This is a genomic window from Anaerovibrio sp. (genome assembly GCF_024697385.1).
Classification (GTDB): Bacteria; Bacillota; Negativicutes; order Selenomonadales; family Selenomonadaceae; genus Anaerovibrio.
Genome location: NZ_JAILFV010000037.1, coordinates 18,200 through 39,836 on the forward strand (window position 1 = coordinate 18,200; position 21,637 = coordinate 39,836).

Below are 21,637 nucleotides of genomic sequence, written 5' to 3' on the forward strand. Positions count from 1 at the left end.
TTCAAGCTTCTTTACCTTAGCCAAGTTTGGTCACCTCCTCAGTTTTTTCCGGCAGCTTGTTTATGCCATATATCCTTGGATTAGCAAACAGGTTGGCTGCTATCAGATTCTTAATCATAAACTGAGTCAAGGTAATGGCCGTGAACATGGACAAAACAACACCCAAACCCAAGGTGATGGCAAAGCCCTTGATGCTTCCGGTACCAAAACAGAACAATACTGCCGAGGCAATAATTGTAGTGATATTTGAATCGAATATTGTAGTAAACGCCCTACTAAAGCCGGCGTCCATGGAAAGTCTCAGGGTTTTCCCCGTGAGATATTCTTCCTTGAAATGCTCAAATATAAGCACATTGGCATCAACCGCCATACCAATTGACAGGATGATACCTGCCACACCAGGCAGTGTCAGGGTAGCATCCAGCATTTTCAGGCTGAACAAAAGAATTATTACATATGCCATAAGGCTGATGTCTGCAATAAAACCAGGCAACCGATAGAAAAGCATCATAAACAATACTACAGCACCCAGACCAATAGCAAAGGCTACAACTGACTTATCCTTGGAATCCTGTCCCAGGGAAGGACCAACTGTACGAGTCTCAATTATATTTACCTTTACAGGCAACGAACCGCTTCGCAGGAGAATAGCCAGATTGTGGGCTTCCTCCAGGGTCTTGTTGCCGGTGATAACAGCCTTGCCGCCCATAATAGGCTCATTGACTCTTGGATTGGTCAGAACCTCTCCATCAAGGAGTATGGCAATATTTCGGCCTACATTTTTTGATGTCAGATCAGCGAACTTATCGCCACCCTCAGGACTGAATTCCAGCTCAACCAGATTCTGCCCCTGCTGGTCAGTCTGTTCACGGGCATCCTTCAGGTCAGTACCTGTAAGAACGGTTTCTCCCTTGTCATTCTTGAATTCCAGCATAGCCGTCTTACCAATGACCTGAATAGCCTTATCCGGATCCTTGATACCAGGCAACTCAATGATAATTCTGCGCTCACCCTGACGCTGAACGATTGGTTCGGCCAGGCCAAGCTCATTTACACGCTTTTCCATGATGCGAACTACGCGCTCCATGGCATCCTCATTAACCTGAGCTTCAGGTGTATCCTCTGCTTCCAATACCACATGGGTACCACCCTGAAGGTCAAGTCCCTGTCTGATGGACTGTGCTAACGGCGATACGAAAGCAAAGAATATGCCGATTGTAATTCCAACAGCAGCCAAGACCTTTAATAAACTGTCCTTTCTCAACTACTTCCATCCTTCTTTCAAATATTTTTTGGTAAAGCATTTTATGAGTCTTATTCAGCGACAGCTTCATGTCAACTGAATTCCGGCGGGATTTCCACATCCACTGCAGGTTGCATATTTCATGCAGCAAACAAGGCGATATGCCCCCTTAACACCGGAGCAGTCCAGCTTTGGTAAGAATATAATCAACCGTAATATCATGGTTTTCAGTTTCAAACTCATCCAAAAGCTGGCACTCATAGGCCACAGCAAGTTTATCAGCATTGGGGCAGCCATGGAGAAATATATCATAATATCCCCCGCCCATGCCGATCCTATGACCCTTTTTATCAAATGCAGCACCAGGAACTATGATCAAATCAATTTCATTTTGGTCTATTTCCTGATACAAATCATCCCTGACGGTCATTATATCAAAAGCACCCGGGACAAGCTCAGTGATGCTGTGCAAGGCTGCAGCAGTCATAATTCTGCTGTCTGCATCATAAATATATGGCACACACACCCTTTTACCATCCATTATAGCCTGACAAAGAATATCCCGGGTGTGGACCTCATCTTCAACAGATACATAACAAAATACTACCTGAGCATCCTTGTATAAGTCCATTTCCTTAAGCTGCCCGGATATTGCCAGACTTTCAGCAACGCGTTCTCCATGAGTCAAGGCGCGTCTCCTGGCTAATGCTTCATGGCGCAGTTTTTTCTTGTAAAACCTTAAGGACTCGTCCTGCATTATTTATCCTTTGCCTGGGAAGCCTTGTAAGCCTCAGCCGCTTTTTGCTGCTCCTGCTCCAATTCTTCCTTGTTTTCATAATCAGTACCAATCATTGATTTGGCAATTTCAATGGAAACCCCTTTAGCCACCTCGAGCATAACAGTGTTTTCCTTGACCTCATCCACTACCCCCAGAATACCGCCACGGGTAACCACCTTGGTCCCTTTTTGCAGTCTGGACAGCATATCCTGCTGCTTTTTTTGCTGCTTTTTCTGAGGACGATATAACAGCAGATAGAAAAGTACCACCATGAATATAATAGGCGCATAACTGGTAAGTACCGCAAAATCATTCTCATCCATTTCCTTATCCCTCCTTTAGTCTGCGTTCCTGGCAGAATAATTATATGAATCGAGGAAATTTCGACGAAATTCGCCAAATCGTTCCTCAATAATTGCCTGACGCATCTCCTGCATAAATCTTTGTAAAAATCTGAGATTATGCAATGAAAGCAACCTAAGGCCAAATATTTCGTTGGCCCTCACCAGATGTCTGATATAAGCCCTGCTGAAGTTACGGCAAGCATAACAGTCACAGCCATCTTCTAGTGGGCCAAAATCACTGGTATACGCGGAATTTTTAATCACCAGCCGTCCCTGCCATGTCATGGCAGTACCATTTCTGGCTACGCGGGTAGGGAACACACAGTCAAACATATCTATTCCGTGCATTACACCCTCCACCAGGCAATCCGGGGTTCCAACTCCCATGAGATACCTTGGCTTATTGGCCGGCAGCTGTCCCACTGTATGATCAAGCATCTCATACATCAGCTCCTTGGACTCCCCTACACTAAGGCCTCCCACTGCATACCCCGGAAAATCCATTTCCACCAGTTCATTAACACTACGGGTACGCAAATCCTTGTACATTCCGCCCTGAACAATACCAAAAAGCCCCTGGTGCTCATTGGTCATGGCATCCTTACACCTCTGGGCCCACCTTGTAGTCCTGGCCGTAGATGCCTTTGCGTATTCATAATCCGCAGGATAAGGAATACATTCATCAAAAGCCATGATAATGTCCGAGCCCAAATCCATCTGTACCTTCATGGATACCTCAGGTGACAGGAATTTTCTGGAGCCGTCAATATGCGACCTGAAGGTCACTCCCTCCTCGGTGATTTTTCTGAGCTCCCCCAGACTAAACACCTGAAAACCGCCACTATCTGTAAGAATAGCCCCATCCCAGTTCATGAATTTGTGAAGTCCACCTGCTTCCCTTACCAGGGCTGAGCCCGGCCGCAAAAACAAATGATATGTATTGCTGAGTACAATACCTGCCCCCAGTTCCTTCAACTCCTCAGGAGATACCCCCTTCACTGACGCCTGGGTTCCTACCGGCATAAATATCGGAGTAGGAAAACTGCCATGAGGTGTATGTATAATACCGGCCCGTGCTCCGGTGAGCGGATCCTGCTTTATCAATTCATATGTTATTGCCGGCAAGTAATCGCCTCACTTTCAATAAAAATAGTATTTATCAATACTCTAACTGAATTATCATATCATAAAAAGCCTGTTCTTTCAACAAATGCAAAAGAACAGGCCTGTCCCCCCTTCGCGAGACTATACCGAAATATTATGTCCAATATGCAGTTTATTATCTACATCAATAATATTGATAACGCTCCCGATATCTTAGTACCATAAACACTCCTAAAAAGATGGAAAGTACTTCCACCACCACTATTATTGCCCATAAAGAATTACCGCCAAAATACAGTGGCAACAGTATAATCAGCGACACCTCAAAGACAACAGAGCGCATTATTGAAAGTATGGCAGATATTTTGCCATTATTCAGGGCAGTAAACAGCGTAGAAGCAAAAACATTGAGCCCCATTAAAATGAATGCCAGATCAAATATCCGCATGCCGATGCAGGCCAGATCATACAGCTCTGCATCATAGCTCACAAAGATATCGGCCAACAGATTGACGGAAAGTTCGGCCAGTACAGTCAGGATTACCCCTGAGAGAAACATCAAAACAGTGCTTCGGTGGCACAGACTTTTTAATTCCTGCACATTGTTTGCCCCATAATGATAACTGATAATAGGTGATACCCCCATGGCATAACCAAAGTATATACCCACAAAAATGAAGTTTACATACATTATTACACCATAAGCAGCTACCCCATTAGTTCCCATATATGCAAGCAGCTGGATATTATACAGCATCCCCACCAATGATGAAGCCGCACTGGAAAAGAATTCACTGGAACCATTGGTACAAGTCTTATAAATAACCGGCCAGTTCCAACTTGTCTTCCCCAAGCGCAGAACAGTTTTATTAGGCATAAGAAAATATATGATTGGAATAAAACCACCGATAATTTCGCTGATGGAAGTGGCCCAGGCAGCACCGGCCAGTCCCCAGTCCCAGACTCCAATAAACAAAAAATCAAAAATAATATTCAGGACGCCGGCCAACACAGTAATCCAAAATCCAAACTGAGGCCTTTCTGCCGTGATTAAAAAGCTCTGGAACAGGTGCTGGAGCATAAATGCCGTCATTCCGACCATACTTATACGGGCATACAGTACACTATGCGGAAGCAGCTCTTCATTTGCTCCGAGAATGACAGCCACCTCCGGAGCCAGAAAATATCCCACCACGGATGTTAAAAGTCCCAACACTATCAATGTATAGGTAATCAATGAAAAAGCCCTGTTGGCCTGTTCTTTTCGCTGTTGTCCCAGCTTCATTGATACCAGGGCTGCACCACCGGTTCCAAACATAAATCCCACAGAGGAAAGTAACATCAAAAATGGCATCATCAGATTTAGCGCGGCAAATGGTACTGCTCCGGCATAATTTGATACAAAATAGCCATCAACTATAATATATATTGATGTAAAAATCATCATTAAAATTGAAGGCCGAGTAAAGCGCAGCAGCCTTTTATAATCATAATGGTCTGATAGTTTTAGCTGTCTGGACATAATCAACCTCCTTGTCTGAAACAATAAAAATAATATGACTCATACAAAATGAATTACAGCCTTCGCTGCCAGTTTTTCATCAACTTTTACCAGTGAAATAGTATTTATTGTATACGAGTATTAATAATTTGTCAAAAATACACTACGACCTCAAAGGTCAAAATGCTTTTCAAAAGGAAGAAAGCCTGTATTGATCAGCCTCAACGCAAACTACATAAAATTTTTAAAAATTTATTTTTTGACCTATTGACTTTTTGACTTTTAGTTGTATAATAACAATCAAGGAAGGGGAAAAAGAAAAAGACCCCGACCTTACCAAACAACAAAAATATCTGAATGAAAGGGGATCGTTATTATGTTTGGCATTGTTCCATTTGCAGGAAGAAATAATCTGGCAAGAGAGGAAGACGGTTTCGATCGCCTGTTCAACTGGATGAATCAACCGCTTTCAAGCATCTTCAGCGACACAGGTTTCAGCGGAAAATCTTTCAATGTAGATGTTAAGGATAATGGGAGCAGCTATGAATTAAAGGCTGAACTTCCTGGCTTCACTAAGGAGGATGTTCATCTTTCCTACCAGGATAATTATCTGACCATCTCAACCAGAAAAGAAGAATCAAAGGATGAAAAGGATGATCAGGGCAACTATATACGCCGCGAGCGTTATTGTGGCAGCATGAGCCGTTCCTTCTATATTGACAATATCGACGAGAATAAATGCAACGCCGAATTCAAGGACGGAATTCTGACAATTACCATGGAGAAAAAGGATGCTGCACAGATTGAAGCCTCCCACGAAATTCCAATCCATTAATTGTTCCTTCTTATCCAAGCATCAATATGCACCATGTTTTCATGGAGGTGATGCTGAATAATAAAAATACACTTCAAAGCAAAATCCGACTTCACTTATGATTGAGGAAGCCGGATTTTTGTTGTCTGAAAATAATAATACCGACATAGCCCGGATAATGTCATCTATCCCTGTAAGGTGTGGCGATTATGAGTATAATGGCCAAAAATACCGGAACAATGCTTATTAAAAGGGACGCATCCAATCCGATATAATCCCCTAACACAGCTGTTACTGCGGCACCTATACTACCAATACCATAACAAAACCCCATCATCATACCACTGGCTACACCAATATAATCAGGCATAAGATGTCCAGTCCAGACTATAGAACTAGGCTGGGGTGCCATCAAAAGGGCCCCGGCCAGAAACAGGGCAATTATTGCCATTATTCCCGCATTTGGCATCAGGAAAAAATATACTACCGGGAATATTGATAATACCAAGGAATAAATCATGACCTTCTTGTGATTTGTCCTGTCCCCTATCTCACCGCCAAAAAGTCCGCCTATAGCAGAACCTGCCAAAAAAACAGCCAAAAGAGTTCCTGACATTATAGCAGACAGGCCCTTGCTCTGCATAAGCAGTGGCAAAAATGTCACCACAGAGACATGGGCCCAGCACCTGAACCCCATGGACAGATTCAGCCATACCACATCCCTGTTTTTGAGTATCCCCTTAAAGTCTGTTTCCACGGCATCACCTGCGGTACTCCTGCCCTTTGATGGCATATTCCACAAGTTGGTATAAATATATGCTGCGGCCAGGATAACCCCGGGCAAAATAAGTACCGGTAAAGTCTCCAGGGAAAAACGGTCCAAAAAAGCCACCACCAGCACCGGAGCAAGTGCAAAGCCTATGTTACCACCTGCTACATAAAAGGATACGGAACGCCCCATATTCAGCTTATTGCTGACCTTTCCCAAAAGGGAGGTCCCCAAAGGATGGTATGCCGAAACTGCTACCCCCAGCAAGGCACACAACAGAAACAATACCGGTTTATTAGGTGAATATCCTACAAAACATATGAACACTCCGGAAAGGGCCACTGCATACACCATAGCCCGACTGTAGTTATGCCTGTCAAAGAAATAACCAAAAATAGGCTGCAGCAGATTTGCCGTTATTGACAGCACCATGACCAACAGGCCACACATGGTGAGTGACATATCCATCTTCACCATGATTATCGGCAGCAAAACCGGCAAAAAATTATTATAAAAATCAATCATGAAATGGCCACCGGATAACAGGAAAACTCCCATCCCCGGACTACATTTTATTTCATCCATACAAAAGTCCTCAACTTTCTCTAATAAATCATCTGGACTTAACAGAATCATCTCCCAGGATTTCCTTCAGCAGGGAAAATGCTTCCTCTGAACCATCAATCCACATGGACTGCTCCGTCTTTATCATTTTCTTTTGTTCAGGATAATAAACATACACCACATGGTCCCCATGATGGGTTGTAAGCACATTCTTTACGGCTTTATATACAGCCTCATTATCATGTGCCGGACTGATTGCCAGATAGACATCCGGCTTATAATCCTCCAATAGGCATATCCTGTCCGCCAGCAGCTTGACACCCTCATCCGTATAATTGACCTTTCCTGCTATCATAACTGCAGAATCAGGCTCCAGGTAATTAATACTGCTGTAAAATACCTTTGGAAATACCACAACTTCAATGGAATGAGAAAAATCTTCCGCCGTCAGGAAGCACATGGTATCTCCTTTTTTTGTGGCAATGCGCTTGGCAGATGTAATCATCCCACCTATTTTGACAGTTTTACCATTCTTGATTTTTCCGGCTATCACATTGCCAATCCCGATGAAGCCTTTTATAACATCGGCATATTCATCCAAAGGATGTCCTGTAATATAAAATCCGGTTATTTCCTTTTCCCACATCAGCATGGTCCTCTGATCCACCTCAGGAATATCCCGCAGCTTCACCTCGGAAACATCACTGATTTCCTCATCATCAAAAAGTCCCAGTTGACCTGTAGCTTTATCCTTCTGAACCACGGCAGCTGCATCCACTGTCTGGGGCAGGACATCCAGCAGCTGCGAGCGGCGTGCCCCTATGGAATCAAATGCCCCACATTTTATCAGACTTTCAATTACCCGTTTATTTATTGTCCGCATATCCACCCGGGTACAAAAATCCATAAGGGATGTAAATGGTCCCCCGTTATTTCGCTCATCAACAAGATTTTTCAGTGCTGCCTCACCCACATTCTTGACAGCTGCCAGACCAAAGCGGATAGCAGACCCATCTACGCTAAAGTTGACGGAGCTGACATTAATATCCGGTGGTAATACCTCTATTCCCATACGGTGGCACTGTTCTATATATACACTCACCTTGTCAGTGGTGTCCATGACGCTTGTAAGCATGGCAGCCATGAATTCCTCGGAATAATTGGCCTTGAGATAAGCTGTCTGCCAGGCAACATAGGCATAAGCGGCACTGTGGGATTTATTAAAGCCGTAATCAGCAAAATGAGTGAGCAAATCAAATATCTTGTTGGCCAGTTCACCATCTATGCCATTTTCTTCACAGCCCTTCAAGAAATTTTCTTTCTGGGCCATCAGGATAGCTGCCTTCTTTTTGCCCATGGCACGGCGCAACAAATCTGCCTGTCCCAGGGAAAATCCGGCCAACACCTGAACAATCTGCATAACCTGTTCCTGGTACAGAACCACACCAAAAGTTTCCTTCAATATGGGCTCAAGGAGTGGATGCATATAGTGAACCTTTTTGGTGCCATGGCGGCCATCAATAAAATCCTCCACCATGCCACTGCCCAAAGGCCCCGGCCGATACAGGGCCACCAGTGGAATAAGGTCAGTAAACCCCTCAGGCTTCAGTTCTTTTATTATATTGGTCATGCCGCTGGATTCCATCTGAAATACTGCAGAGGTATCCCCACGGCACAAAAGATCGGAGGTTTTTTTATCCACGAGAGGAATATGTCGAAGATCAACATCAACCCCCTTGTTATCCCTGATATTTTTAATGGCATCATCGAGAACCGTAAGGGTACGGAGCCCAAGGAAGTCCATTTTCAGCAGCCCCAGTTCCTCCACATGATCCTTGTCATACTGAGTAACCAACGTCCCCTCTGACACCATCACCGGCAGATAATCTGTCAGTGGATTGCGGGCAATTACAATGCCGGCTGCATGGGTTGATGAATGCCTAGGAAGGCCTTCAACTCCCATGGCAAAATCCAAAAGGCGATGAACTTCCTGTGAATCCTCATATAAGGCTTTCAGCTCCTTGGTATTATCAATTGCCTTGCGGATGGTAATACCCAATTCATTTGGAATAAGCTGGGTCACCTTCGATACATCACTGAAAGACATATTAAGTGCCCTGCCCACATCCCTGATGGCGCCCTTGGCAGCCAGAGTACCAAAGGTCACTATCTGGGCCACATGATCCTCTCCATAACGCCGTTTTACATACTCTATGACCTCTTCACGGCGGACATAGCAAAAATCTACATCTATATCAGGCATAGTAACACGCTCAGGATTAAGGAAACGCTCAAACAGCAGTGAGTACTTCAAGGGATCAATATCCGTTATCCCAAGCAGATATGCCACAATACTGCCTGCAGCGGAACCACGCCCTGGTCCAACAGGAATATTTTCCCCACGGGCATAATTTATAAAATCCCATACTATCAAAAAATAACTGTCAAAGCCCATGGTGTGAATAACACCCAACTCATATTCCAGTCGGTCCCTGACTTCTTTTGTTTCTTCCGGATAATGGGAAGACAGATTTTCCTCACACAGACTCCTGAGATACTGCTCATCAGTCATTCCCTCAGGAAGGGGGAAATTAGGCAGATGACGGCTTTCAAAATCAAATTCTACATGACACCGTTCGGCAATCCTTACTGTATTGCTTATTGCCTCAGGATAATCCCCAAACAAGCCGGCCATTTCCTCAGGGCTCTTCAGATAATATTCATCACTGGAAAAACGCATTCTCGCCGGATCATCCACAGTCTTTGCCATCTGAATACACAGCAAAATATCATGAAACTCACTGGCTTCCCTGGTAAGATAATGAGCATCATTGGTGGCCACAAGGCCGATATCATATTTATGGGCCAACTCAATCAGGCCCTTATTGGCCTGGCTTTCCTCAGGCATCCCATGATTTTGTATCTCAATAAAATAATTTTCCTTGCCAAAAATCTCAAGGTATTCCTTCAGTGCAATTTCAGCCCGTTCCATATTTCCGCGGAGGATCCATGCCGGAACTTCGCCGGCGATGCAGGCGCTAAGACATATTATCCCCTCACTGTGCTGGCGAAGGAGCTCCTTATCAATTCTCGGTTTATAATACATGCCTTCAATGTTGGCCTTGGATACCAGCTGGACAAGATTTCTGTATCCCACATTGTTTTCGGCCAACAATATCAGATGATAATACCTGGTTCCATCAACCTCATAGTTTTCCCGCCTGTCCCTTGGTGCAATGTAAACTTCACAACCGATGACAGGATTGATACCTTCGTTTTTTGCCGCCTTATAAAAATCGATAACACCAAACATGGAGCCATGATCAGTAATAGCCAAATGCTTCATCCCCAGCTCCCTGGCCTGTTTTACCAGAGGCTTGATTCTGTTGGCCCCGTCCAACAGGCTGTATTCCGTATGAACATGAAGATGGGCAAATTGGATATTGTCGGTTTTGTTTTTATTATTTTCAGGCATACTTTCTTCCATGCTTAATCCTCCAACATATACTTAATATTAAATTATAACGCTATTATTCATATTTTGCCACCGACAAAATCATCCGGGAAAATATGCAAAAAAATAACGGGTACTAAGAGTTCCGCCATAAAAACGAATTTCTCAATACCCGTTCCTTACTGTAACAAGGAAAGTACCATTGAAGAATGTTGATTTGCCTGTGCCTCTGGCCATCCAACCCATTGCATCACCCAAAGGCAGGGCAGGATGATGTGACTATTGGAGGAAGGCACATCCTTTACTTGCGTATAACCAGAACATTATTTAATAGCCATGCCTCTGGCCATCCAACCCATTGCATTGCCCCAAGGCAGGGCAGATCTGCGCGCCGCCGCTGGAGACAATCTGCACGCCGCCGTACATGGTGGTCACGGTGCCGCTGGCCGTTCCTCCGTTGCTGGCAAAGACCGTCTGCGTGCCGCCGTCCATGGTTTCCACGGTGCCGATGGCCGTTCCTCCTGTGCCGCTGGCAGTGACCGTCTGCTTGTCGCTGGAAACCATGGTGCCGCCGTTTTCAGTCCAGGAGCTGGTCTCACCATTCGTTACCGTTTGCTCAGCAGCATAAGCCCTGCCATAGCAGGCTCCCTGTATTGCCTCGGCATAATTATGATTCTGGGCTTCCTTATTGACATTCTGTGCTAATTCCACATAGGGCAGAGCAACAGGAGCTATAGAGTTCAGCATATTGACAATGGACACTGCCACCGCCAGTTTTTTCTCCATGTTTTTCCTTCTCGATTTTTTCATAAAACACACACCTCTAAAGACTGATCAAAACAATATGTTCCTTTTAAAAAATATATAAATAAAACAATTAATTCAATAAAGAATCAAAAAGTGATGAATAATCCCAAAAAGTGGTCAATTTATTCACAAAAATCAGGACTAATAATGTAGGAATTTTTAATTATTCATAACACAAAAAAGAGCCGCAAATAATTACGACTCTTCGTGCATTAATTTTAAGGAAAATTTCAATACCTATTTCTTTAATTTGTCAAATTCATCCCTGGTTAAATAAGAATCCTGTGTTCCTTTACGGGTTACACTGAAAGACGCATATTGGGAAGCCTCCTTCATGGCTTCCGGAATACTACCTGTCCGGGAGTAATTCTCAACAAAACAGCCTATATAAGAATCTCCTGCTCCGGTGGTATCCACTGCTTCTACTTTTTCAGCAGGAATTACCAGATAATCGTCCTTGGACAACCACATGGAACCCTTGGAACCCATAGTGACTATTACATTCTTGAGCCCCTTATCGACCAATATCTGAGCCGCTGTCTTGACCTCTTCAATATTACCTGTAGGCATACCTGTGAGTATGGACAGTTCTGTCTCATTGGGAATAAAGAAATCGCACAGACAAGCCTTCTCAAGGGAAAGCTCTTTTGTAGCCGGGGCCGGATTTAAAAGTACCGGAACATTCAGCTTGTTACCCATATCTATGGCTGCATATACAGTTTCCATCGGAATCTCCAGTTGAAGCACTATAAGGCCACATTCCCCAAGAGCAGCCTCTGCATCCTCAATCACCTCAGGTGTAAGGCAGGAATTTGCGCCCTTATGAATCAAAATACGATTTTGGGAGGAATCATCCACAATAATCGTTGCAACACCACTGGCAACATCGGTAGCAGTCCATACATAATTTGTGTCAATATTGTTTTCCAAAAAATTATCCATGGATTTTTCGCCGAATAAATCATCGCCAATAACTGTTACCATCATTACATCAGCACCAAGCCTGCCGGCAGCGATGGCCTGATTTGCCCCCTTGCCGCCACAGGCAGTATGAAATTCTGTAGCTTCCCTGGTCTCACCTGCTTCAGGAATATGATCAATATAGGATACAAGATCCATGTTGGTTGATCCAATAACTGCTATTTTCATAATATTTCACCCATCATTTCTCGTTCCGACACTCCCCCTGATTACCAGGCTGTTATAAAGTCTGGTGCAGGAATGTACCTCTTCCCTGTTTTGAATCTGTGCTATCAGCCTGCGCACTGCCAGTCTGCCCATAGCCTTTATATCCACCCGGATTGTAGTCAGCCCTGGTGCAAAAGCCTCACCCAGATTAATATCATCAAACCCGATTATGGAAATATCCCCAGGGATGGAAAAACCATTTTTCTGCAATGCCTGCATAGCTCCCAGAGCTATCATATCATTATCTGCAAAAAAAGCTGTTGGCATTTTTCTACCTTCAGTAATAAAGCGGTTTACGCCTTCAAATGCTCCAACCACTGAAGGCTTAACGGTGTAAGTCAGGTCATCTGACACCGGCAGGTCATTTTCCCATAAGGCCCTTTTATACCCCCGCCCTCTGGAAATAAAATTGCGTATACGGGTATCCCCCCGAAGATAACCAATTTTTTTATGGCCATTTTCAATCAGATAGTTCATGGCCTTTACAACCGAATCCTCATTATCCATCAGTACTGTATCAAAATACAATGATTCGAAATAATTGTCTACCATAACCAGGGGAACACTGGCATCAGCAAACCTTGAGGCATCTGCTTCATTCATTTCAGTTCCCACCAACAGGACAGCAGACATGGTATCATTTAGCAAGGTACGGACATTATCCTCATAATCACTGTGATGACGATACAAATTAACAATGGAGACATCATACCCTGAATGTCTGCTTTCAGCTTCTATGCTGTCCAGAAGGGTGGAAAAAAACGGGGATTCATTAAATACCGCTCCGCTATCACGGTAAGTAACCATCTTGATGCGTTTAATTCTGTCCTCCTTGACATATCCACATTCCCTGGCTATTTTTATTATCCGTTCAGCTGTATCTTTATTGACACCTCTCTTATTGCTGAGAGCATTGGAAACGGTTGCTACTGAAAAACCAGACAATTCACTGATTTTCTTTATATTTACTTTCATAGTCATTCCCCTAAAATACTACTCCAGAACGCAATATCACATTGGCATATGGGGAAAACTCACCCGTGCGCACTGCAAACTTGACCCTGGATGACATTTTTTTTAAATTATCATGGGACATGGTCTCCATGTCAAGCCCTTCCAGCTTTTCTATAACATATTTCATAAGGTCAGGATTTTTTTCCTTCATTTCATCAGCAAGATAGTAATATTCCACCTCCATCTCACTTAGGAGTGCATCTAATGCCTGCCTAAAGGTCGGCACACCAGGCGAAAGGGCCAGGTCAACAATGGCAACGCCCTCCGGAATAGGCATTCCGGCATCACCAACCATTACTAAATCTTTATGCCCAAGTGTCGCAACCAAATAAGAAAGATCTGCATTTAAAATCCCGGTTTTTTTCATTGGAGTCTCCTCTCAGCTTTCTGCATCCTTTGATTCATTCCTTGCCTGCAGGGCCATCTTTGCCTCCATATTGCGCTGGAACTGATCAATGATTACTGCAAGAATGATAACCAGGCCCTTGATAATCATCTGCCAAAATTCAGATACACCGCACATTACCATACCATCTGAAATGACACCTATTACAAAGGCACCGACTATTGTGCCACCGATCGTACCAATACCACCTGCCATGGAGGTACCACCCAGTACCGCTGCAGCGATGGCATTCATTTCCCAGGTCTCACCAGTCGCCGGATGAGCAGCTTCCAGCTGGGATGCAGTAATCAGACCAACTATGGCTGCACATACTGCCGAAAAGATATACACAAGGATTTTAACCTTATCAACCTTAACACCGGAAAGTCTGGCTGCCTTTTCGTTACCGCCAATGGCAAAAATATGCCAGCCAAATACCGTCTTCTTCAGCAGGATATGTGCCACAATGGCAATAACCACCAAAATCAATGCACCAACTGGGATTTCGGCGATACGGCTCCCGAAAAAGCCAAAGCCTGTATTGCCCAGGGCTTCATTACCGGCAAGGCTGGAATAGGTCGCACCACTGGAATGAAGCATTGCCCAACCGCGGGCAATATACATAGTACCCAAAGTGGCTATGAATGGAGCAACACCGAACTTTGTAATAATGATACCGTTCAACCAGCCTATAAATGCCCCGACAAAAACAGTAAGAATTACTACCAAAGGGACACTGAAATAAAGGGTTACACCGGCGAATTCCAGTGTAAGTCCATTCTGGATCATACCACCTGCGATCATACCGGCCAAACCTACCACGGCACCGACTGATAAGTCGATACCACCTGTTATGATAACATAGGTCATGCCAATAGCCAAGATGCCATACAGTGCCACATGCTTTGCCAACAGCAGCAGGGTATTGGTCGACAGGAAATTATCATTTGCGAAGCTGAAGAAAATCAACAGCAAAACCAGCACTATTAAAGTTCGACCCTTCAAAAGGGTCATCATCATTGATGATTTATCCTTAAACATTTAAGTTTCCACCCTTTCTTAATCCTTCTTTACGGTGTTATGCCCTTCATAGGATGCCATAACAAGCCTATCCTCTGTAATCTCATCCCCTGAAAGCTCAGCCGTCTTAATGCCATTGGACAGAACTATTATCCTGTCAGCAATGGATTTTATCTCTTCAAGCTCCGAAGAAATTACCAATAATGACAAGCCTGAATCCGCAAACTGATTCATTATTTCAAACACATCTGTTTTTGCACCAATATCGATACCACGACTTGGCTCATCCAAAAGAAGGATTTTCGGATTTGTCATGATGCCCTTGCCTATTACTACCTTCTGCTGATTGCCACCTGATAGGGATAATATAGGCAGCTTCTTGTCAGAAACCTTAATATGTATATCCCTTATGGTGTCATCAATAGCTTTTTCCTCAGCACTTTCTTTAAGGAAGATACTCTTGGCATATCTTTTTAGGCTGGATAATGAAAGGTTCTTACCAATATTCATGGTCTGGACAAGGCCTTCACGCTGCCTGTCCTCCGGAATAAGTGCAAAACCACGATCAATCTGCTCAGTTATACTGTTAATCTTTATGAGCTCCCCGTTCAAGAGAACCTGTCCGGTATGCTCAGGGCGCAATCCCATAATGCTCTCGAATATTTCTGTACGCCCGGCCCCCATCAGACCATATATACCCAGGATTTCTCCCTTTTTCAGCTGAAAGCTGACCTTATTCAGGAGCCAGCCTCCGCCCTTTTTCGGCAGGGACAAATCCTTTACCTCAAGGACAGTAGGCCTGGTGGACCAATCGATATTTTCCTTTCGCTTTGGATAGCTTTTGCCCTGGCCAACCATTTTCTGGACAATCCAGGAAATATCAATATCCTTTACTGCTGCACTGTCTACCAGTTTACCATCACGCAGTACAGTAACATAATCCCCAATCTGCATTATTTCTTCCAGCCTGTGGGAAATATATACTATGGAAATCCCCTCAGCTGTAAGCTCCCGCATGATCTTAAAGAGTACCTGTACCTCCTGCTCGCTGAGGGAGGAGGTAGGTTCATCCATAATGAGAATTTTCAGGTCGTCCTGAATAAGATTACGGGCTATTTCTATCATCTGCTGCTGCCCTACCCGCAAATCACCAACTATGGTATAAGGATTTATGGGATGCTGCAGCTTCTCCATTATGCGTTTTGTTTCCCTGATGTGATATTCATTATCTATGCCAACAGCACCCTTTTTATGCTCCTTGGCCATAAATATATTCTGATATACTGCCAGGTTTGGAAAGAGATTCAATTCCTGATGAATGATACCAATACCATGATCCCTGGCTTGGGTGACATCATCAAAATGCACCTTTTCCTTTCCCATGAACAATTCGCCTTCGGACTCCTGTTCAATGCCGGCAATTATTTTCATGAGCGTGGATTTACCGGCACCATTTTCTCCAATAAGTACATTGACCTTTCCTTTATACACATTGAAGGATACTTCATCCAGAGCCTTGGTACCCGGATAAATCTTGCTGATTTTTTCAGCGTGAAGGCAAACCTCAGGTGATGCCCCATTGGTTGTAGTTTCTGCCATTGCAGCTGCCTCCTTTACTTAACGATTAATTCTGCCGGAGTAATAAGAATTTCATCCGGCTTGTCAACAGTGAAAGCACCGGTGAATTCAACAGTCTTCCCATTGAGCTCGCTAACCTTGGCCGGAGCAATTACATCCTTTGCCACAACATCATGAATGCTCTGGGATATTTTAGCCCAATCTACCTGATTGGTGTAATCTTCATACTTAATAAAGCTGAGGCTGTCCCGGAGAGCTGAGCCCTTGAACACACTACCAATCTGCAGTTTGACAACCATAGGGCCACTATATCCGTCCAGCTTAACAACCATGTATCCAGCTTTTTTCTCTGTATTGACCTCGGTAATCTGGCCCTGCCCTTTCACTACAAAGCTCAACTCACCGGAATCACCCATGGAATACTTGCCGTATTTACCTGCTACGGCCTTCAATGTACCATTTGCCTCGTTCAGAAGTTTTGGCAGTTCCACTGCATTTTCCTTTAATTCAGGTACTGCCTGAGATTCCCATATTTCTTCCACGGAGCTGGCAGCATCAAATTTTTTGTTGCCGGTAATCTCATCCTCATGACCAATCTGGACTACCTTGACGCAGCCAGTTAAGGAGAATACCATTACCAGGCAGATCATTAAAATTAAGCTAATTCTCTTCTTCATAATTGTGTACTCCTCGTTTTCCAATTTTTAAGGAAAAAGGGTGAACCGCCTATTGTCCACCCTCACCTATGCTCTTTAAGCCCTAAGAATTACTCTTTGTATACGAAAGTCTTCAGCTTGTCTACATTCTTTGCAGTAATTGCAATGCAGTCTACCAGCTGCTTTTCATCCAAACCGGTGGAGCCAGTCTTGAGATACTTATCAGCCTGCTCAACTGCCATTTCAGCAATCTTTGCAGCCTGCTGCAAAGCAGTACCGGTCATGTCGCCAGCCTTGATAGCAGCAGCGGCCTCATCAGAACCGTCAACACCGATAATGGCGATTTTGCCCTGAAGTCCTGCATTCTTAACAGCAGCTACAGCACCAACAGCCATGGTATCGTTACCACAGATAATACCCTTGATGTTAGGATTGGACTGGAGAATGGTCTCAGTCTTCTGGAAGCCTTCGGTCTGCTCCCAGTTTGCAGTCTGCTGGGCAACCATCTTCATATCCTTGTACTGATCGATAACTTCATGGAATGCCTTGGAACGAACACCTGCATTAGTATCGGATTCCTTACCGAGCAACTCAGCATATTCGCCCTTCTCGCCCATCTTCTCTACAAATGCTTCAGCAATAGCCTTTGCACCCTGATAGTTGTTTGCTACAATCTGGGAGATTGCAACACCGCTTGCATTGATTTCGCGGTCAATCAGGAAAGTAGGAATACCGGCCTCACGAGCCTTCTTAACAGCGGCTACGGTTGCATCAGCACCTGCGTTATCGCAGATAATTGCTGCAGCCTTGTCGGAAATTGCGTTCTCAAAAAGTTCAGACTGTTTGGTAGCATCGTCATCATGAGAAACCATTTTTACTTCATAACCAAGTGCTTTTGCCTTAGCAGCAGCTGCATCGGCCTCAGTCTTGAAGAACGGATTGGAATGAGATGGCGTGATGATATAGATAATATTGGAGCCGCCCCCCTTCAGCGCCTTGTCCCCAGCATTATCGGCTTTCTTGTCTGCACCACAACCGGCAATAAGCATTGCCATCATGCACAGTGACGCTACCAGCGCCAGCACCTTCTTGAATTTACCCATCTTGTTTTTTCCTCCTTTTAATAGTAATTGGAAAACGGTTTATGACTTATCAGGGCTAGGCATTACCCTGCTAAATCCAAAATCACTCGACATGGACCAGAACCCTTTTCACAGCGGTTTTCCAGCCACTGATGAGATGATATCGCATCTTTTCATCCATTCCCGACATGTAATTACTTCGATAAATGGATTTAAAAACCTTCTCTTTTTCATAAAATCCTGTTGCAATACCTGCTGCATAAGCTGCTCCCATAGCCGACAATTCTTCCGTAGCTGAAACCTCAACAGGCTTATTAAGAATATCCGCCTGAAACTGCATCAGATAATCATTCCTCGTCGGTCCACCATCAACCCTGAGGGCTTTTATGCTCTTGCCGGATTCCTCTTCCATGAGGCTGACAATATCGGCAATCTGATATGCTATGGAATCTACCACAGCCCTAATAATTTCGGCCTTGCCGGTAACCCGGGTAATTCCCGTAAACATACCTGTTGCATCACTTTCCCAGTAGGGCGCTCCCAGTCCGGAAAATGCCGGAACAAAATATGTTTTGTCGGCAGAAGCGGCCTTCTTGGAGAATTCAGCTGTTTCCCCGGCACTGTCAATCAATCCCACATTGTCCTTCAGCCAGCTGATTGATGCCCCGGTATAGTTGATGTTTCCCTCCAGGACATATTCCGGTTTACCACCTATGCTCCAGGCCAGGGATGTAACAAGCCCTTTTTTGCTCTCGATTGGCTCATCCCCTATATTCATCATGACTGATGAACCTGTACCATAGGTTGCCTTTGTCATGCCCGGCAGGTGACACCCCTGTCCAAAAAGGGCAGCGTGAGAATCCCCAAACACCCCATGAATAGGTACCGGTGCATCCAGTAATCCATCAAAATCTGTATATCCATACAGGGCATCCGAATCACACACTTCAGGTAACACTGATGTACTTATACAAAAACTGCGACATATATCATCATCCCATTTCAGGGTGTTGATATTGAACAGTTCTGTCCTTGAAGCATTAGAATAGTCAGTTTTATGGACCTTGCCACCGGAAAGCTTATATACCAGCCAGCTGTCCATGGTTCCCATAGCCAGGGAATTATCCTGCATTTTTGCCTTTACCTGAGGTACATTATGTACCAGCCAGGACAACTTGGCTGCCGAAAAATAAGGTGAAAGCGCCAGACCGGTTTTTGTCTTTACCTTTTCGGCAAAGCCGTCACGGTCCAACTGCCGGCATATATCTGCCCCTCTGGCACACTGCCATACTATGGCATTGTATAGAGGCTTGCCTGTATTTCTGTCCCAGGCCATGGCTGTTTCACGCTGATTGCTTATGCCGACCGCCGCCAGATCACCGGCAGAAATATTATTTTGTTCAAAAAGCTCCTTGGCAATGGCCAACAGATTATTCCAAATCTCCTCAGGATCGTGCTCAACCCAGCCCCTGTCGTCGATAATCTGCCGATGAGGCCTGTCAATTCGGCAGACAATCCTGCCTGACTCCTCGAAGAGCAATGCCTTGGTCCCCTGAGTACTCTGGTCTATTCCCAAAACATATTTTGCCATATCAAAGCTGCTCCATAACAGTTTTTACAATTCCTTTTGCATCCAGGCCATAATAGCTGAATACTTCTCTGGACTTACCGGTAATCACCGGCTCATCAGGCAATGTCAGGTTCACTACCTTGACTGGGGCGTTGCCGGCTACTATCTGCGCAACAATAGAACCCATACCACCGTACATGGTATGCTCTTCCACGGTGACAATGAGTTTAGTCTCCTTGGCAGCCTTGATTACAGCATCCCTGTCTATTGGCTTTACGCAGTACATGTCAAGTACCCTGGCAGAAATCCCCTTTTCTTCCAACTCCTGTGCAGCTTTCCTGGCATCCCCCACCAGCTCGCCACAGGCAATAATAGTAACATCTGAGCCATCCTTTACCAGTGTGGCCCTGTCAAGCTCAAAGGGAACATTTCCTTCCTGATAAACATCCTCTACAGCATTTCGTCCGATGCGGATATAAGCAGGTTTATCATCCTTTAGCAATGTCCTGATAAGGCATTCTGTCTGCAGGCGATCGCTTGGCAGATATACCCTCATATTAGGCATGGAACCCATGGTAGCAATATCTGTAGCAGAATGGTGTGTCATCCCCAGGGCGCCATAGCTTACACCACCACTGATACCAATCAGTTTAACATTGGTATTGGAATAAGCTACATCCACCTTGGCCTGTTCCATGCTGCGGGTGGAAAGGAAGCTGGCCGGTGATACGGCATATGCCTTCTTTCCGCAGGAAGCCAATCCGGCCGCAACAGAAACGAGGTTCTGTTCGGCAATACCTATTTCAATAAACTGCTCAGGCCGTTGCTCCGCATAAGGCTTCATCCCTGCAGAACCCCTTGAATCACTGCACAGTACCACAATATCCTTGTCCTTGGCTGATTCCTCCAGCAAAACATCATTTATGACCTGTTTATTTGCTATCTTATTCATACTGTGCCCTCCTTTCAGAAAGCTCCTTCATAGCCTGCTGATACTCAGCCTCATTAGGAACCTTGTGGTGCCATGCTGCTTTGTTTTCGATGAAGGACACTCCACATCCCTTGGTGGTGTTGGCAATTATAACGGTAGGCTTGCCGGCCGTACCCTTGGCAAGGCTGACAGCACTGTCTATGGCCGTTATATCATTTCCCGGGATTGACAATACATTCCAGCCAAAGGCAGCCCAACGATTCTCCTGACTGTCAGCTGTCATAACTTCCTCTGTGGTCCCTGAAATCTGCAGCCGATTGCGGTCCACAAAAGCTGTCAGATTATCCAGATTATAATGGGCTCCTGCAGTAATGGCTTCCCAATTGGAGCCTTCTGCCATTTCTCCGTCCCCCAGGACCGCATATACTCTGTAGCTGCGGTTGTCCATCTTACCGGCCAGGGCCATGCCAACTGCTACTCCCAGGCCGTGTCCTAGGGAACCGGTATTCATTTCCACACCATTTATCTTATTGTTTGGATGACCAATATACTTGGATAAATATCCGGAATAGGTATCAAAGAGTTCCTTTTTGTCAAAAAATCCCTTATCCGCCAACACACAGTATAATGCTTCCACAGAATGTCCCTTGCTCAATACAAACCGGTCCCTATCCGGGTCATTGATATTTTCAGGACTTACATTCATCTGCTTGTAATAAAGGTCCACCAGTATGTCGGTAACACTAAGGTCACCACCAATATGGCCACACCCCGCCTTGTAAATCAGATCAATTATATCCTTACGGATATCAATCGCCTTTGCTTCAAGATTCAT

At 44.7% G+C, this 21,637-nt stretch carries 19 protein-coding genes; 1 reads left to right on the forward strand and 18 read right to left on the reverse strand.

Going from position 1 to position 21,637, the window contains the following annotated elements; translation table 11 throughout:
* Window positions 1-16 precede the first annotated feature (16 nt).
* From secD to K6C05_RS01905, 5 genes are all read right to left on the reverse strand, one after another.
* Window positions 17-1,264 (reverse strand): protein translocase subunit SecD, encoded by a 1,248-nt coding sequence (secD, locus tag K6C05_RS01885; RefSeq protein ID WP_296730681.1) that lies wholly within the window; start codon window positions 1,262-1,264, stop codon window positions 17-19.
* Window positions 1,265-1,412: 148 nt separating this feature from the next.
* A complete protein-coding gene (locus K6C05_RS01890; RefSeq protein WP_296730683.1) occupies window positions 1,413-2,000 on the reverse strand; it encodes a 5-formyltetrahydrofolate cyclo-ligase in 588 nt (195 codons plus the stop codon).
* The gene (gene yajC / locus K6C05_RS01895) at window positions 2,000-2,344 is read right to left on the reverse strand and encodes a preprotein translocase subunit YajC (protein ID WP_296730685.1); all 345 of its coding nucleotides are present in this window, start codon (window positions 2,342-2,344) and stop codon (window positions 2,000-2,002) included. Before yajC ends, K6C05_RS01890 begins: the two co-directional genes overlap by 1 nt.
* A gap of 15 nt (window positions 2,345-2,359) precedes the next feature.
* Entirely contained in the window at window positions 2,360-3,490 is a 1,131-nt protein-coding gene (gene tgt / locus K6C05_RS01900; RefSeq protein WP_296730686.1) for a tRNA guanosine(34) transglycosylase Tgt, read from the reverse strand.
* Between the two features lie 163 nt (window positions 3,491-3,653).
* Window positions 3,654-4,991 carry an MATE family efflux transporter gene (locus K6C05_RS01905; RefSeq protein ID WP_296730688.1) on the reverse strand — a complete coding sequence of 446 codons (1,338 nt, stop codon included), beginning with the start codon at window positions 4,989-4,991 and terminating at the stop codon, window positions 3,654-3,656.
* 355 nt (window positions 4,992-5,346) lie between these two features.
* On the opposite strand from K6C05_RS01905, the gene K6C05_RS01910 reads away from it, so the two are divergent.
* On the forward strand, window positions 5,347-5,805 hold the full coding sequence (locus tag K6C05_RS01910; RefSeq protein WP_296730691.1) for an Hsp20/alpha crystallin family protein: 459 nt from the start codon (window positions 5,347-5,349) through the stop codon (window positions 5,803-5,805).
* 160 nt (window positions 5,806-5,965) lie between these two features.
* Here the strand turns inward: K6C05_RS01910 and K6C05_RS01915 are convergent, their stop codons facing one another.
* The 13 genes from K6C05_RS01915 to K6C05_RS01975 all read right to left on the reverse strand — a co-directional run bounded on the left by K6C05_RS01915 (window position 5,966) and on the right by K6C05_RS01975 (window position 21,637).
* A complete protein-coding gene (locus K6C05_RS01915; RefSeq protein ID WP_296730693.1) occupies window positions 5,966-7,138 on the reverse strand; it encodes an MFS transporter in 1,173 nt (390 codons plus the stop codon).
* Between the two features lie 28 nt (window positions 7,139-7,166).
* A complete protein-coding gene (locus K6C05_RS01920; protein WP_296730695.1) occupies window positions 7,167-10,604 on the reverse strand; it encodes a DNA polymerase III subunit alpha in 3,438 nt (1,145 codons plus the stop codon).
* Between the two features lie 294 nt (window positions 10,605-10,898).
* Complete coding sequence (locus tag K6C05_RS01925; RefSeq protein ID WP_296730697.1) at window positions 10,899-11,381, reverse strand: hypothetical protein; 483 nt, start codon at window positions 11,379-11,381, stop codon at window positions 10,899-10,901.
* Window positions 11,382-11,615: 234 nt separating this feature from the next.
* The gene (gene rbsK, locus K6C05_RS01930) at window positions 11,616-12,527 is read right to left on the reverse strand and encodes a ribokinase (protein WP_296730699.1); all 912 of its coding nucleotides are present in this window, start codon (window positions 12,525-12,527) and stop codon (window positions 11,616-11,618) included.
* A gap of 6 nt (window positions 12,528-12,533) precedes the next feature.
* Window positions 12,534-13,541, reverse strand: coding sequence for a LacI family DNA-binding transcriptional regulator (locus tag K6C05_RS01935; protein WP_296730701.1), 1,008 nt, complete (start codon window positions 13,539-13,541; stop codon window positions 12,534-12,536).
* A gap of 10 nt (window positions 13,542-13,551) precedes the next feature.
* Complete coding sequence (gene rbsD, locus K6C05_RS01940; RefSeq protein ID WP_296730702.1) at window positions 13,552-13,947, reverse strand: D-ribose pyranase; 396 nt, start codon at window positions 13,945-13,947, stop codon at window positions 13,552-13,554.
* A 12-nt stretch (window positions 13,948-13,959) separates the two neighbouring features.
* A complete protein-coding gene (locus tag K6C05_RS01945) occupies window positions 13,960-15,006 on the reverse strand; it encodes an ABC transporter permease (protein WP_296730703.1) in 1,047 nt (348 codons plus the stop codon).
* Window positions 15,007-15,024: 18 nt separating this feature from the next.
* Window positions 15,025-16,584 (reverse strand): sugar ABC transporter ATP-binding protein, encoded by a 1,560-nt coding sequence (locus tag K6C05_RS01950; protein WP_296730705.1) that lies wholly within the window; start codon window positions 16,582-16,584, stop codon window positions 15,025-15,027.
* A 14-nt stretch (window positions 16,585-16,598) separates the two neighbouring features.
* Window positions 16,599-17,240, reverse strand: coding sequence for a DUF2291 domain-containing protein (locus K6C05_RS01955; RefSeq protein ID WP_296730706.1), 642 nt, complete (start codon window positions 17,238-17,240; stop codon window positions 16,599-16,601).
* An 89-nt stretch (window positions 17,241-17,329) separates the two neighbouring features.
* Window positions 17,330-18,322 carry a D-ribose ABC transporter substrate-binding protein gene (locus tag K6C05_RS01960; protein ID WP_296730708.1) on the reverse strand — a complete coding sequence of 331 codons (993 nt, stop codon included), beginning with the start codon at window positions 18,320-18,322 and terminating at the stop codon, window positions 17,330-17,332.
* A gap of 82 nt (window positions 18,323-18,404) precedes the next feature.
* Complete coding sequence (gene glpK, locus K6C05_RS01965; RefSeq protein WP_296730710.1) at window positions 18,405-19,892, reverse strand: glycerol kinase GlpK; 1,488 nt, start codon at window positions 19,890-19,892, stop codon at window positions 18,405-18,407.
* Window position 19,893: 1 nt separating this feature from the next.
* The gene (locus tag K6C05_RS01970) at window positions 19,894-20,823 is read right to left on the reverse strand and encodes a transketolase C-terminal domain-containing protein (RefSeq protein WP_296730711.1); all 930 of its coding nucleotides are present in this window, start codon (window positions 20,821-20,823) and stop codon (window positions 19,894-19,896) included.
* A complete protein-coding gene (locus K6C05_RS01975; protein WP_296730713.1) occupies window positions 20,816-21,637 on the reverse strand; it encodes a transketolase in 822 nt (273 codons plus the stop codon). The genes K6C05_RS01970 and K6C05_RS01975 overlap by 8 nt, the downstream gene beginning before the upstream one ends.